Source organism: Pseudomonas sp. LAIL14HWK12:I1 (assembly GCF_003202095.1).
GTDB classification, from domain to species: domain Bacteria; phylum Pseudomonadota; class Gammaproteobacteria; order Pseudomonadales; family Pseudomonadaceae; genus Aquipseudomonas; species Aquipseudomonas monteilii.
The window spans coordinates 39,567-54,114 of record NZ_QJKG01000003.1 but is presented as its reverse complement, the minus strand read 5'-3'; the positions used below and the strand labels follow the sequence as shown (position 1 = coordinate 54,114).

15 protein-coding genes are annotated in these 14,548 nt (G+C 63.4%); 3 read left to right on the top strand and 12 right to left on the bottom strand.

The genetic code is table 11. From position 1 onward, the window contains the following. Positions 1-68: 68 nt before the first annotated feature. A complete protein-coding gene (locus D906_RS09600) occupies positions 69-1,442 on the top strand; it encodes an 8-oxoguanine deaminase (RefSeq protein ID WP_097156169.1) in 1,374 nt (457 codons plus the stop codon). An 86-nt stretch (positions 1,443-1,528) separates the two neighbouring features. Here D906_RS09600 and D906_RS09595 read toward each other — a convergent pair whose 3' ends face one another. From D906_RS09595 to D906_RS09565, 7 genes are all read right to left on the bottom strand, one after another. Then, the gene (locus tag D906_RS09595; protein ID WP_019098898.1) at positions 1,529-2,941 is read right to left on the bottom strand and encodes an MFS transporter; all 1,413 of its coding nucleotides are present in this window, start codon (positions 2,939-2,941) and stop codon (positions 1,529-1,531) included. A 95-nt stretch (positions 2,942-3,036) separates the two neighbouring features. After that, positions 3,037-3,474: a type II 3-dehydroquinate dehydratase gene (gene aroQ, locus D906_RS09590; RefSeq protein ID WP_019098899.1), complete on the bottom strand. Its 438-nt coding sequence runs from the start codon at positions 3,472-3,474 to the stop codon at positions 3,037-3,039. A 3-nt stretch (positions 3,475-3,477) separates the two neighbouring features. Further along, entirely contained in the window at positions 3,478-4,296 is an 819-nt protein-coding gene (gene aroE / locus D906_RS09585) for a shikimate dehydrogenase (RefSeq protein ID WP_019098900.1), read from the bottom strand. After that, positions 4,293-5,525 carry a CaiB/BaiF CoA-transferase family protein gene (locus D906_RS09580; RefSeq protein ID WP_027615115.1) on the bottom strand — a complete coding sequence of 411 codons (1,233 nt, stop codon included), beginning with the start codon at positions 5,523-5,525 and terminating at the stop codon, positions 4,293-4,295. Before D906_RS09580 ends, aroE begins: the two co-directional genes overlap by 4 nt. Next, complete coding sequence (locus D906_RS09575; RefSeq protein WP_016714608.1) at positions 5,522-5,977, bottom strand: MaoC family dehydratase; 456 nt, start codon at positions 5,975-5,977, stop codon at positions 5,522-5,524. Before D906_RS09575 ends, D906_RS09580 begins: the two co-directional genes overlap by 4 nt. Further along, positions 5,974-6,372, bottom strand: a complete 399-nt coding sequence (locus tag D906_RS09570) for a VOC family protein (protein ID WP_016714609.1) — start codon at positions 6,370-6,372, stop codon at positions 5,974-5,976. Before D906_RS09570 ends, D906_RS09575 begins: the two co-directional genes overlap by 4 nt. Continuing rightward, positions 6,369-7,316: a ketopantoate reductase family protein gene (locus D906_RS09565; RefSeq protein ID WP_025754531.1), complete on the bottom strand. Its 948-nt coding sequence runs from the start codon at positions 7,314-7,316 to the stop codon at positions 6,369-6,371. The genes D906_RS09570 and D906_RS09565 overlap by 4 nt, the downstream gene beginning before the upstream one ends. Before the next feature lie 93 nt (positions 7,317-7,409). On the opposite strand from D906_RS09565, the gene D906_RS09560 reads away from it, so the two are divergent. After that, positions 7,410-8,318, top strand: a complete 909-nt coding sequence (locus tag D906_RS09560; RefSeq protein ID WP_016714611.1) for a LysR family transcriptional regulator — start codon at positions 7,410-7,412, stop codon at positions 8,316-8,318. 13 nt (positions 8,319-8,331) lie between these two features. On the opposite strand, the gene D906_RS09555 is transcribed toward D906_RS09560, so the two are convergent. Next, positions 8,332-8,823 (bottom strand): GNAT family N-acetyltransferase, encoded by a 492-nt coding sequence (locus D906_RS09555; RefSeq protein ID WP_019097282.1) that lies wholly within the window; start codon positions 8,821-8,823, stop codon positions 8,332-8,334. A 163-nt stretch (positions 8,824-8,986) separates the two neighbouring features. On the opposite strand from D906_RS09555, the gene D906_RS09550 reads away from it, so the two are divergent. Beyond that, entirely contained in the window at positions 8,987-9,577 is a 591-nt protein-coding gene (locus D906_RS09550; protein WP_025754533.1) for a biliverdin-producing heme oxygenase, read from the top strand. 9 nt (positions 9,578-9,586) lie between these two features. Here the strand turns inward: D906_RS09550 and cydB are convergent, their stop codons facing one another. From cydB to D906_RS09530, 4 genes are read right to left on the bottom strand one after another with little or no spacing between them, the layout of a single operon-like run. After that, positions 9,587-10,594, bottom strand: coding sequence for a cytochrome d ubiquinol oxidase subunit II (gene cydB, locus D906_RS09545; protein ID WP_027615114.1), 1,008 nt, complete (start codon positions 10,592-10,594; stop codon positions 9,587-9,589). Between the two features lie 14 nt (positions 10,595-10,608). Then, a complete protein-coding gene (locus D906_RS09540; RefSeq protein WP_027615113.1) occupies positions 10,609-12,030 on the bottom strand; it encodes a cytochrome ubiquinol oxidase subunit I in 1,422 nt (473 codons plus the stop codon). Positions 12,031-12,032: 2 nt separating this feature from the next. After that, positions 12,033-12,509 (bottom strand): DUF934 domain-containing protein, encoded by a 477-nt coding sequence (locus D906_RS09535; RefSeq protein WP_019097285.1) that lies wholly within the window; start codon positions 12,507-12,509, stop codon positions 12,033-12,035. Then, positions 12,499-14,508, bottom strand: a complete 2,010-nt coding sequence (locus D906_RS09530; protein ID WP_027615112.1) for a DUF2849 domain-containing protein — start codon at positions 14,506-14,508, stop codon at positions 12,499-12,501. The genes D906_RS09535 and D906_RS09530 overlap by 11 nt, the downstream gene beginning before the upstream one ends. Positions 14,509-14,548 lie beyond the last annotated feature (40 nt).

Sequence of the window (14,548 nt, the reverse complement as noted above, 5' to 3'; positions counted from 1 at the left end):
TTCTGATTACATAACCATTCGCCTACGACCTCGGTAAACGCCGATGCGTATTGCGACGGGCCTTAGCCATGTCATCTTCAACCCGCAAGAAAACCCTCCTCGTCAAGAACGCTGCACTCCTGGTCACCATGGACGGCGAACGCCGCGAAATCAAACACGGCGGCCTGTTCATCGAAGACAACCTGATCAAGCAGGTCGGCCCCAGCGATACCCTGCCACAACAGGCTGATGTCATCCTGGACATGGCCGGCAAAGTGGTGATCCCGGGCCTGGTCAACACCCACCACCACATGTACCAGAGCCTCACCCGCGTGGTGCCTGCTGCCCAGGACGGTGAGCTGTTCAACTGGCTGACCAATCTGTACCCGATCTGGGCACGCCTGACCCCAGAAATGATCGCGGTGTCGACCCAGACCGCGATGGCCGAACTGATCCTGTCCGGCTGCACCACCTCCAGCGACCACCTGTACATCTACCCCAACGGCTGCAAGCTCGACGACAGCATCCATGCCGCCGCCGAGATCGGCATGCGCTTCCACGCCGCGCGCGGCAGCATGAGCGTGGGCCAGAGCCAGGGCGGCCTGCCGCCTGACGCGGTAGTGGAAAAGGAGGCCGACATCCTCAAGGAGTCCCAGCGCCTGATCGAGGACTACCACGATGCCAGCCATGGCGCGATGCGCCGTATCGTGGTGGCGCCCTGCTCGCCCTTCTCGGTCAGCCGCGACCTGATGCGCGAAGCCGCCGTGCTGGCGCGGCAGTACGGCGTGTCGCTACACACCCACCTGGCCGAAAACGTCAACGATATCGCCTACAGCCGCGAGAAATTCGGCATGACCCCCGCCGAATACGCCGAAGACCTCGGCTGGGTCGGTCACGATGTCTGGCACGCACACTGTGTGCAGCTCGACCAGCACGGCATCGAGCTGTTCGCCCGCACCGGCACCGGGGTCGCCCATTGCCCTTGCTCGAACATGCGCCTGGCCTCAGGCATCGCCCCGGTGCGCAAGATGCGTGACCACGGCGTGCCGGTGGGCATGGGGGTCGATGGTTCGGCGTCCAACGACGGCGCCAGCATGATCGGTGAAGTGCGCCAGGCCTTGTTACTGCAACGGGTAGGCTTCGGCCCCGACGCCATGACCGCACGCGAAGCACTGGAAATCGCCACCCTGGGCGGTGCCAAGGTGCTCAACCGCAATGACATCGGCGCCCTGGCACCCGGCATGGTCGCCGACTTTGTCGCCTTCGACCTGGGCCACGTGGCCTATGCCGGCGGCCATCACGACCCGCTGGCGGCACTGGTGTTCTGTACCCCGACCCAGGTGCACACCAGCGTGATCAATGGCCGTGTGGTGGTCAAGGACGGCCAGTTGGCCACCGTCGACCTGCCCCGCGTACTGGAGCGCCACAACCAGCTGGCGCACCAACTGGTCAGCGGTGCGTGATGCACCCGGCTGCTGCGTCCCATGTCGGGCGCAGCAGCCTGCTCACGCCTGCTGGCGGATGGCGTTCTAGGTACGCAGCACTGCCATCAGGTGCGCAGGACCTGCTCCCCTGCATTGCTCGGCAAGCGGATGGCATCCACCAACGCGACGCAGGCGATCAATGCAACGCCGATCAACGCCCAGTGAAAATCACTGACTGACATCTCAGTCTCGCCGCCCCGCACCATCATCGCTACGCGTAGCAGCAGCGCCACCACGGCCACACCCAAGGCCATCGCCAGCTGGAAGCACATGCTGAACAACGTCGAAGCCTCGCCCATCTGCTGCTTGGGCACTTCGGCAAAGCCGACAGCGTTGTAGGTGGTGAATTGCATCGACCGCGAAAGCCCACCCACGAACAGCACCGCCGCCATCCAGTACCACGGCATGCCTGGCTGCAAGCCCAGGCACGCCAGCATGCATCCAACGCCAATCACGCCATTGACCAGCAACACCCGGCGAAAGCCATAACGGCGCAGCAAGCGGGTGGTGAACGGCTTCATCGCCAGGTTGCCCGCGAAGATCGCCAGCACCAGCAACCCGGCATCCACTGGCGACAGGCCAAAACCGATCTGCAACAGCAGAGGGATCAAAAACGGCAAGGCGCTGATCGACAGGCGGAACAAGGTACCGCCCACGATGCTGACCCTGAACGTGGGAATAGCCAGGGTTGCCAGTGGCAACAGCGGTGCAGGATGGCGGTTGCAGTGACGGATCGCCAACCCGGTCAGCCCCCCACCCAGCAACACCAGCGCCAGCCCGGTCCCCAGGCTGCCCCCAGCCAGTGAACCAAGCATTTCCAGGCCGACCAGCCACGCCGCACAAGCCGACGCCAGAAACAGGAAGCCCAGCATGTCGAAACGGCGCGTTTCATCTGCACGGGCATTCGGAACCAGTAACCAGGCCGCCGCGATCGCCAGCAACCCGAGGGGGATGTTCAGGTAGAAGATCCAGGGCCACGACCAATGGGTGACGATCAGGCCACCGAGCGGTGGCCCCAGTACTGGCGCCACCAGCCCGGGCCAGGTGATCACCGCAAGCATTTTCACCAGGTCTTTCTTTTCGGTGGTACGCAGCACCACCAACCGGCCTACCGGCACCATCAAGGCACCGCCAATACCCTGCAATACCCGCGCGGCGACGAAGGCTTCCAGGTTGGGGGCCATACCACACAGCAACGACGCCACGGTAAACAGGCCGATGGCCCCGGCGAACACTTGTCGCGGGCCAAAGCGGTCGGCCACCCAGCCGCTCAGCGGAATGAATACCGCCACCGCCAGCAGGTAGGCACTGATGCCGATGTTCAGGCTGACCGCATTTTCGCCGAAGTCACTGGCCATCTGCGGCAGTGCCGTGGCAATGACGGTGGCGTCGAGGTTTTCCATGAAGAAGGTGATGGCGACCAGCAAGGCGATGCAGGTGGCTTGGCGGGAGGTATAGGGGGCTGCCGGATTGGCCAAGGTACGCGTCCTTCTGGTTGGCAATGAATCATGGGCCGTGGAGCAGCCCCTGTGGGAGCGGGCATGCCCGCTCCCACAAAGGTCGGTGCTGGGACCTAGAGCATGCGCAAGGCCGCACGCAACGCCAGCAGGTAAGTCTCGACACCAAACCCGCAGATCTGCCCACGCACCACTTCGGCAAACACCGAGTGGTGCCGAAACGGCTCCCTAGCATGGATGTTCGACATATGCACTTCAACCACCGGCACCTCAAGAATGGCCAGTGCATCACGAATACCGTAGCTGTAATGCGTCCACGCCCCGGCATTGATCAGCACTGCATCCACCCGCTCGTCAAAGGCCCGATGGATACGCTCGCACAGGGCACCTTCGAAGTTGCTCTGGAAGCTTTCGACCCTTGCCCCCAGCTCCGCGCCCAGCGCCTCCAAGGCGTGGTCGATGTCGGCCAGGGTTGCCGTGCCATACTGGCGCGGGTCGCGCTTGCCAAACATGTTGTGGTTGATACCGTGCAGCATCAGGACATTGGCGACCATGGCTTACTCCAGCGCAATCGTCAGGCGGTCGATCACGGCACGGGTTTCAGGCCGCACTCCTCGCCACCAGGCAAACGCCTCTGCGGCCTGCTCGACCAGCATGCCCACGCCATCCGCCAGACGTGCCACACCGGCCTCGCGCGCCAGGCGCAGGAACGGCGTGAGGCCTTTGCCGTAGGCCAGTTCATACGCCAGTCGCGCTTCGCTCAGCACCCCGCCAGGCAGCGGCGGCAGTTCACCGACAAGACTGGCGGAAGTGGCGTTAACCACAATGTCGAAGGTTTGCCCTTCCAGCGCTTCGTAACGGCTGATACGCAGCCTTGGGTGATCCAGTTCGTTACGCAGTGCCAAGGCTTTGGACATGTCGCGGTTTGCAATCACCAGCTCGCTGGGCTGCGCGTGCAAGAACGGCAACAGCGCACCGCGCACTGCACCACCGGCGCCAAGCACCAGCACACGGCGGTTACGCAGCGGCTCACCGAGGTTGTCTTCGATATCGCGCAGCAAGCCGATGCCGTCGAAGTTTTCAGCTGTGATGTGGCCATCCTCGAACTTCAGCGCATTGGCGGCCCGGGCCAACTGCGCGCGCTCGCTGCGCCGGTCGGCCAGTTCGAAGGCACGCAGCTTGAACGGCGCGGTGATGTTCATGCCCAGCCCACCGTCAGTGCGAAACTGCAACACCTGGGCCTCAAAACCGTCCAGCGAGCCTTCAATAGCCCCGTATTCCAGGTGCTGGCTGCTGGCCTGAGCGAACAGGCCATGAATCAGCGGTGACTTGGTGTGGTTGATCGGTCGGCCGATCACTGCGTAGCGGTCGCTCATCGTGTATCTCCGTGGGTAAACAGCACACCGTCTGCCTGCATGGCGGTGATTTCTTCAGGGCTGAAGCCAAGCGCTGCGGCCACTTCGGCGTTGTGCTGGCCGAGGTCAGGGGCTACCTGATGGATCGTGGTGTCACAGCCGGAAAACCGGAACGGCAGATTGGGCAGGCGCAGGGTGCCGTAGCGAGGGTGCAGCTGTTCGATGACCATGTTGCGCGCCTGGATTTGCGGGTCTGCCAACACCTCATCGATACGCTGGACCTTGGCACTGGGAATGTCGACGGTGTCGAGCAAGGCGAGGATCTCGGCCACCGAGCGCGCACCCGCCCAGTCACGCACCACCGCCAGAATCGCCTCGCGGTGGGCATTGCGGCCATTCAGGTCGTGGTAGCGGTTATCGCTGCCAAAACCTACCGGGCCGCCGTTGGCTTCGAGCATGGCGGCGAAGCGCCGCCAGGCATCATCGACCTGGGCTGCAATCACCAGATCGCCGTCGGCGGCGCGGAACACGCCGTACAAGGTAGACGTGGGCATGTCGTGGCCGGTCTGCTCGGGCAGCACGGTGCCATCGGACAGCGTGTAGCACTGCACGGCGTACTCATGCATCGACACCAAGGTGTCGTACAGCGCCATGTCAATGTGCTGGCCGCGCCCACTGCTCACCCGCCCCAGCAGCGCCGCATTGATCGCGGCTACAGCGTGAATACCGGTGTACATGTCGCCCAGCGAAATGCGCAGCAATGGCGGCGCTTCACCCGGCACGCCGACCATCTGCATGATCCCGCTCTTGGCCTCGGCGATCAGCCCGAAACCGGCGCGGTGGGCATCCGGCCCGGTGTGGCCATAGGCGGAGATCGAGCAGTACACCAGGCGCGGGTTACGCACCGACAGCTCGGCATAACCCAGCCCCAGCTTGTCCAACGCGCCGGGGCGGTAGTTTTCAATGAACACGTCGGCCGAGTCGGCCAGGCGCTGCATGAAGGCTTTTCCGCGTGGGTCCTTCATGTTCACGCTGACGCCCTGCTTGCCCATGTTCATCTGCAGGAAATAGCCGCTCTGCTGATCGTCCAGGGTAAAGGCGTGCTGGCGGCCAGCATCGCCGCTGCCCGGCCGTTCGACCTTGATCACTTCAGCGCCCAGCGCCGCCAGGCAGCGCCCTACATAGGGCCCGGCAAGGAAGTGGCTGTAATCGATGACGCGGATACCCGCCAATGGCAATGCCTGGCTCATGCCTGCCCCCTCCGTGGCACCATCAACCGGTGCTCACCGCGCTGCACGACCTGGCCATGCTGGTTGACCAACTCTGACGGCAGCACCACGATGCCCCAGCCTGGCCGGCTGTTGCTCGGTCGCATCGCCCCCACCCGCATGCGTACGTGCAACACATCGTTGACCTTGATCGGCAACACGAAGTCCCAGGTCCAGCCCAGCGACATGCCCGGCAAGAAGCGGTACTCGCACTGGGTCTTCAAACCATCGGCGATCGACAGCCCGAACAGGCCGTGCGCAACCAGGCAGCCAAAGTGGCTGGCGTTGGCGTAGGCCTCGTCGACGTGCACCGGGGTGTGATCACCCGTGAGATCGGCGTAGGCCAGGATGCGCTCACGGGTTACGGTATAGGTGGGGCTGATGCACTCATCGCCTTCGCGGGCATCATCCCAGTATCTTTCCACCCCGCTCATGCCTGCACCTGCGCACGCGGGTCGATGGCCAGTGCCTGGGCAACACACTTCGCCGGCAACGCCTGAATGAACTCCACCGCCAGACCATCCGGCAGGCGCAGCCAGTTGCGGCCCTGGGGCATTTCGCTGACGCCATAGCGCTGGGCGGCTGCCAGTACGCTCTCCAGGTCTTCGCACATGATGCCCAGGTGTGCCATGCGCCCCTCAGGGCCGGCAAAGTCGGGCTGGTGAATGAACTGCAGGCCACCCAGCGTCCAGTACTGCGCCGGTTGCTCGACGCTGCCCTGCACCTCACGCATGGTCATGCCACACACTTCGCTGAAAAAGCGGATATGCCACTGGATGTCCTGCACCCAGAACGCCACGTGTTCAAGGTAGGCTTTTGGCTGGCTCATGGGTTGTCCCTTTTCTGATGATCGGCCATCGCACGTTCGATGCCCTTGATACAAGCCACCAACGTGGCGTTGACCGGTGTGGCGACGCCATGGCGCTGGCCCCAGCGCACGACAGAGCCATTGATGAAGTCGATTTCGGTGACCGAGCCTTTTTCCAGGCTTTGCAGCATCGAGGTGCGGAAGCTCGATGGCAGGCCCTCGGCGGCCAAGGCCCACGCTGCGTCGGGGCTGGTCAGGCTCAGGCTTATGCCGGCACGCTCGGCCACGGCAATCGCCTCGGCCACCGCAGCTTTGGCAGTGCTGGCCAGCAGCGGCTCGCTGTACAACTGGCCGTAGCTGAGCATGGTGATGCCGCTGAGTGCGCCCGTGGCGACATTGACCAGCAGCTTGTCCCACATGGTACCGAGGATGTTGTCACTGACCGTGGTGGCCAGCCCGGCAGCGTTGAAGGCCTCGGCGATGGCCTGCACACGCGCTGAAAGCTGGCCGTCGAGTTCACCGATGTAAGTGTGTTTGCCCGCCACACCAGCGCGAATCGAACCGGGTGCAAGCAGCACGCCGCCCACATAGGTCTTACCCGCCAACACCCGTTCCCGTCCGGCCACCTCGGCCAGAATGTCCTCGTGCCCCAAGCCGTTCTGCAGCGACAGCACCAGCGTCTGCGGCCCCAGCAGCGCGGTGGCCCCGGCCATCGCTTCGGCGGTGTGGAATGACTTCACCAGCACCACGACCAGGTCGGCCACACCCACGTCGTTGGCGTCCGTGGTGGCGTTGACGCGCACGTGGCGCTCACCGCGCTCATCCTGCACCTGCAGCCCGTGCAGGTTCATCGCTTCGACATGCTCGCGACCACGGTTGAGCAGCCAGGTTTCATGCCCGGCCTCGCTCAGCGCCGCACCAATGGCGCAGCCCAAGGCGCCGGCACCCAGAATGCAGACTTTCAAATCGCAGACCTCCTGTGGTTTGCGATTACCTTATGCAGCGGGCCTTATTCGCGCTATACAATGACTACAATATGCCAATTGAGATTTACAATAATGTCTGCTGCCGACGCCCTGCCCGAGCCCAAGCTGCTGCAATTGTTCGATGTGCTCTACCACTGTCGTAGCGTTACCCGTGCCGCCGAACAGCTGGGCCAGAGCCAGCCGACCATCAGCATCTGGCTGGCCCGCCTGCGCCAGCAACTGAACGACCCTCTGTTCGTGCGCACCCCCGGCGGCATGGCCCCAACCCCGCGCGCCGACCAGCTGATCGGGCCTTGCCGCGAGGTGCTGGAGTCGCTGCGCAGGCTCACCGCCTGGGAGCCGCAGTTCATCCCCGCCACGGCACAACGGCGCTTTCGCCTGTGTGTCAGCGATGCCAGCCATATCACCCTGCTGCCAAGCATCCTCAACCACCTGCGCACCCATGCGCCGGGCATTCGCCTGGAGGCTGTGCGCATCGATGGCAACAGTGAAAGCGCGCTGGAGTCGGGCGAGGCCGACCTCGCCATCGGCTTTGTGCCTTGGCTGGGTGGCGGGATGTACCAGCAGGTCCTGTTCGAACAGGACTGGGTATGCCTGAGCAACCGCCAGCACCCGCGGCTGGAAGGCGGCATGAACCTGGCCCGCTACCACGCTGAAGGCCATGTGCAGATCAGCGCGGGGACCGGCCAGAAGTTGCTGGAAGCGGGGCTGGCCCGCGCCAGCATCGAACGTCGCATCGTGCTGGAGCTACCCGCGTTTCTCGGACTGGGCATGATCGTCGGCACTACGGACCTGGTCGCAACCCTGCCTCGGCATATCGGCCAGACCCTAGCCGATATGCACGACCTGCAAGTGCACGACTGCCCGTTTGCAGTTGAGGGTTTCACGGTGAAGCAACACTGGCACGCTCGCTACCACCAGGACAGTGGCAACCGCTGGCTGAGGGAGGTGATCCACAACCTGTTCGGCCGCCCGGCCTGAAGCACGCCCTCGATTACAGGCCCATGATCATCTCGTGCCAGGCCATGCCGCCGTGGTCCGACGGTGACGGTTTCACATACTGGTAGCCCAGCTTCTGGTACAGGGCCACATGCTGCTCTTTGCACATCAGGTGAATGGTCTGCTTGCCCGACGCTTTCATACGGGCGATGAATGCTTCCATCAGCCGTTTGGCGTAGCCTTTGCCCTGGTGTGCCGGGTCCACCACTACTGACATGATCACCACGTTCGGTGCTGCCGGGTCGTGGCCGACCAGTTCCTTGAACGCTTCATCAGACATGACAACTTCGTGGGCGCAGCCGCTGTTGATGAAACCGACGATCTCACCTGCGATTTCCAGAATGAGAAAACCCTGTGGGTACTGTGCGATGCGGGTGCGGATCTTCTCCAGGGTGGCCGCCTCATCCCCTTCATAGGCGCCGATTTCAATGGCGTAGCATCGCTCGGCGTCTGCGGCGGTGGGGGTGCGGAACTGGACAATACTCATGGCTGATTCCTTGGAAACGTGAAAGCGTCTGCCATGGTAAATCAGGCGTGCGTTCTGGCGATATCGGGCCGCCACCCTCGGCCAGGCCAGCCGCGTGGTGCTTGATGCTGGCCAAGGATGGCAAGCATCATGGGCGTATACCCCTCACACCACGGATACCCCTATGACCGCTGCACACTACCCCCTCGTGGAGCCCGGCCGCTGCAAACGCTTGAAGGCGGCCAGCAGCCGGGACCATGACAGCGTCGATCAACTGGTGATGGCGGCACGCCCTTTCGAAAACCGCGAGCGCTATGGCCGTTTCCTGCAGGTACAACACCGCTTTCACGGCAGCCTGTTGACGTTGTACAACGATGCACAGCTCAACCAGCACCTGCCAGGGCTGGTTGGGCTGTCGCGCTTCGCTGCGATCGAAACCGACCTGCGTGATCTCGGCCTGCCACTGCCAACGCGCCCTCAACAAGTCTGCGTCGGCCCGGCCGAGGCCTTGGGCTGGCTATATTGCAGCGAAGGTTCGAATCTGGGGGCGGCGTTTCTGTTCAAGCAAACCCAGCGCCTCGGGCTCGATGGCGACCAAGGCGCCCGCCACCTGGCGCCACACCCGGATGGCCGTGCGCTGCATTGGCGCGAGTTCGTTGCCCGGCTCGACGGCCTGGTGCTGGACGACCAGGACGAGGCCGCAGTGGTCGCTGGCGCGATTGCCGCGTTCGACAGTTACCGGGCGCACTTGCGTGTGATATTTGCGGGTTTATGAGCTTGTGGCTCAGTGATACCCCTCGCCGTCCTTCACCTTGCCGCGGAACACGTAATACGACCAGGCCGAATACCCCAGGATGAACGGAATGATCAGCAACGCCCCGACCAGGGCGAAGCCCAGGCTCTGCGGTGGCGCCGCCGCTTCCCAGATGGTCAGGCTGGGCGGCAGCACGTACGGCCAGATACTGATGACCAAACCGCTATAACCGAGGAACACCAACACCAGCGACCAGACGAAAGGACCGGCATGGGGCGTACCGCGCAACGACCTGAGGATCGCCCAGGTGGCCACCAGCACCAGTACCGGTACCGGCAGGAAGAACCAGAAGTTCGGCAGGCCGAACCAGCGGTCGAAGATCGCCGGGTGCGTCAGCGGCGTCCAGATGCTCACAATCAGCATCGCCGCCACCGTCGCCAGGGTGATCGGTGAGCAGGCACGAATGATACTGGCCTGCAGCCGGCCCTCGGTCTTTAACACCAGCCAGGTGGCGCCCAATAGCGCATACGCCACGACCACGCCGATCCCGCAGAACACGTTGAACGGTGTCAGCCAGCTCATCAGCCCGTTGGTGGCCACGCCATCGACAATCGAATGCCCGTCGATGAACGCGCCCAGCATCACGCCCTGGAAAAACGCCGCCGCATACGACCCGCCAATGAAGGCCCGGTCCCAGAACGGCTTGTGCGCATCATCGGCCTTGAAACGGAACTCGAACGACACGCCACGCCAGATCAACCCGACCAGCAGGCCGAGCGCCGGGATGTACAGCGCGCTGAGCAAAATGGCGTACACCTTGGGGAATGCCGCCATCAACCCTGCCCCGCCCAGCACCAGCCAGGTTTCGTTGCCATCCCACACCGGCGCCACGGTGTTGACCATGGTATCGCGGTGGTCGCGGTCGGTGATGAACGGGAACAGGATGCCGATACCCAGGTCGAAGCCATCCATGATGACGTACATCATCACGCCAAAGCCGATGATCAAGAACCAGATCAGCGGAAGATCAATACCCATGACAGCGTCTCCGGTCAGTCAGTGTGATTGGGCGAATTCGGATACAGCGGGTCGTCCACGGCCGACAATGGGCGGGCCGGGCGCTGGTTGGCGGCCACGGGGTGCTCATGGTCGTCGTGCGGCTGCGGCCCCTTGCCCACCATGCGCAGCATGTAAACGACGCCGGTGCCGAACACAGCCATGTACATCACCACCAGCACCACCAGGCCCACCGACAAGGTCAGTGCCGAATGATCGGAAACGGCGTCCTTGGTACGCATCAGGCCGTACACCACCCACGGCTGTCGGCCGATCTCGGTGACGTACCAGCCGGCCAACAGGGCCACCAGCCCGGAAGGCCCCATCCACAGGGCAAACCGTGCCAGCCCCCGCGACGCGTACAACTTCCCGCGCCAGCGCTGCCAGGTGCCAAACAGACCGAGCACGACCATCAGCAACCCCAGGCCGACCATGACCCGGAAGCACCAGAACAGGATGGTCGCGTTGGGCCGGTCTTCTTTCGGGAAGTCTTTCAACGCCGGGATCTGTCCGTGCAGGCTGTGGGTCAGGATCAGGCTGGCCAGGTTCGGGATCTCGATTTTGTAGCGGGTGGTTTCTGCTTCCATATCGGGTATACCGAACAGGATCAGTGGCACGCCCTGCCCCGGCGTGTTGCTCCAGTGGCCCTCTACGGCGGCAATCTTCGCCGGCTGGTACTTGAGCGTGTTCAAACCATGCATGTCACCAATCAGCACCTGCAGCGGCGCGGTGAACAGCAGCATCCACAACGCCATCGAAAACATCTTCTGCACTGCCGGGGTGCGGTTGCCACGCAGCAGGTGCCACGCCGCCGAGGCGCCGACGAACAATGCGGTCGACAGCATGGCGGCGGTCACCATGTGCGCCAGGCGGTACGGGAACGACGGGTTGAAAATGATCGCGAACCAGTCCACGGGCACTACTACGCCATTGATCACTTCGTGGCCTTGTGGCGTCTGCATCCAGCTGTTGGATGCCAGAATCCAGGTGGCGGAAATCATCGTCCCCACGGCCACCATCAGCGTGGCGAAGAAGTGCAGACCACGGCCGACCTTGTGCCAGCCGAACAGCATCACCCCGAGAAAGCCTGCTTCAAGGAAGAAAGCCGTCAGCACCTCATAGGTCAGCAACGGGCCGGTGATGCTGCCGGCGAACTGCGAGTAGAAGCTCCAGTTGGTGCCGAACTGGTAGGCCATGACCAGCCCCGAGACCACGCCCATGGCGAAGTTGACGGCGAAGATCTTCGACCAGAAGTGGTAAAGGTCGAGGTAGGCGTTTTCCTTTTTCCACAACCACAGGCCTTCCAGCACGGCCAGAAACGCCGCCAGGCCAATGGTGATGGCCGGAAAAATGATGTGAAAGGTGATGGTGAAACCAAACTGTATACGGGCCAGCTCCAGGGCTGTAAGGCTGAACATGGCTATGCCTCGCTCCGTTGTGAAAGACGTTGCAGCAGCGTGCGTGGCCGGGCCTGCCGATGGGTGGCCGCAGCCTCCTGCCAGCGCTGGGCCGGTACGCTGGGCGAAACCAGGGCACTGGTGAAGCCGCACTGCAGTAACATGGCGAACTGGTCAGGCAGCAATGGCCCGGCGGCGCGCAGGTCGCCGGTGAACCCATGGCGCTCGCGCAGCAGCCTGGCCAAGGTGAAGCCACGACCATCGCGTGACTTGGCGAACTCGATCACGATCAACGTCAGGTGGCCAAGCAGCGCCAGCACCTGTGCCGGGTCCTGGTCGGCGCTCAGCCACAGGCCCTCTGCCGGCTGACCGAAACGCATGTGGTAGTCGTCCCACTGCTGCGGCTGCAGCACGGTGTGCGGGGCATAGGTTGGCAGCACTTCGCTGCCCAGGTAGCGCCAGCTGTCGGGCTGCGCCTGGCCTTCACGATCAACGAGCATCACGCAGCACCTCCTTGAATGGCTCGATACCGACGCGGCGGTAGGTGTCGAGGAAGCGTTCGCCGTCCTCGCGCAATTGCAGATAAATGCCAACGATGGCCTCGACGATGTCGGGCACCTCCTCAAAGGGCACCGAACGGCCGAGGATGGTCCCCACCGCAGCGTCCTCTTCGGCACTGCCGCCCAGCGTGATCTGGTAATTTTCGTGGCCAGCCTTGTCCAGACCGAGGATGCCGATATGCGCCACATGGTGGTGGGCACAGGCATTGATGCAGCCGGACACATTGAGCTTGAGCTCGCCGATTTCCTGTTGTCGGGCTGCGTCGAAACGCTGGGCGATGCGCTGGGCGACCGGCACCGAGCGGGCGGTGGCCAGGCTGCAGTAGTCCATCCCCGGGCAGGCGATGGCGTCAGACAACAAGCCGATGTTGCTGGTCGCCAGCCCCGCCTGGCGCAGGGCCTGCCAGACGTTGTACAAGTCACCCTGACGAATGTGCGGCAACACCAGGTTCTGCTCATGGGAAACGCGGATTTCGTTCAGCGAGTAAGCCTCGGCCAGGTCAGCCAGGGTGAGCATTTCCTCGGCGCAGATGTCTCCGGGGATGCCGCCTGGTGGCTTCAACGAGATGACTGCACTGATATAGCCACGCTGCTTGTGCGGGTGGGTATTGGTGCGTACCCAGCTGGCAAACGCGTTGTCGTCTGCCCGTGCGCGCAGAAAGCTGTCACACAGCCTGGGCAATGCCTCGAAGGCGGGTTGCACGAAGCGGGCATGAATGCCCTGGACGATGGCGGGCTCCAGGTATTGATGGTCAGCTGGAAGGCTGGCGAACTCCTGCTCGATCATCTCGATGAAGCGGCCAGGCTTGAGCTCGCGCACCAGGATCTTGATGCGTGCCTTGTACAGGTTGTCGCGCCGCCCCAGGGCGTTGTACACCCGTAAGATGGCTTCGACGTAGCGCAACAGTTCACGCTCCGGCAACCACTCGCGCACCCGGGTGCCGACGATCGGGGTGCGCCCCAGACCACCACCGGCATACACCTGGAAGCCCACCTCGCCCTGTTCGTTGCGCTGCGCCAGTATGCCGATATCATGAAAGCGCACAGCCGCCCGGTCTTTGGGGCTGCCGGTGATGGCGATCTTGAACTTGCGTGGCAGGTAAGTGAATTCCGGGTGATCAGTAGACCACTGACGGAGGATCTCGGCATGCACCCTCGGGTCGAGCACTTCATCTTCGGCGGCACCGGCAAAGTGGTCGGTGGTCACGTTGCGGATGCAGTTGCCGCTGGTCTGGATGCAATGCAGGTCGGCATCTGCCAGTACCGACAGAATTTCCGGCGTATCGGCCAGGTGCGGCCAGTTGAACTGGATGTTCTGCCGGGTGGTGAGGTGGCCGTAGCCTTTGTCATAGGTGCGTGCCACGTAGGCCAGCTGACGCAGTTGCACCGCGCTCAAGGTTCCATACGGAATGGCCACGCGCAGCATGTAGCCGTGCAATTGCAGATACAGGCCGTTCATCAGCCGGTAGACCTTGAACGCCTCTTCATCCAGCTCGCCACTCAGGCGGCGGGCAACCTGCTGCTCGAACTGGCGGGCGCGGTCCTTGAGGAACTCGCGCTCGAACGGATCGTAGCGGTATACCCCAGCCTGCCCCGCCGCAACCGGCAGCTGCGGCCGTACCCCTTTGCCGACCTGTAGGGCCCCCCCGGGAGCCTGCTTGCCAAGGTCGCTGCGTACCGACGGGCCGCGCGCACGCAACCGCTCACGCAGGCTTTTGGGCTCAGGCTGGCCATCGACCAGCCAGGCTTCACAAGGCGTCGGCGCAACCACCTGGTTGGCCCGCACGGCAGCTTCGGCCGCGAAGGTTGCCGCTTCCAGGGCCTGCGCATCGAAGGTGCCGGCCTGTTGCAGTGTCTCTACCCATTCATGCCCGGCATCAAGCCAGACCACAGCCCCATCGCCCAAGCGGTTGGCGCAGATCAGATGACAGTCATCCATCGAACATCTCCATGACTGGGAGCCCGGAAGCGCTTATCGT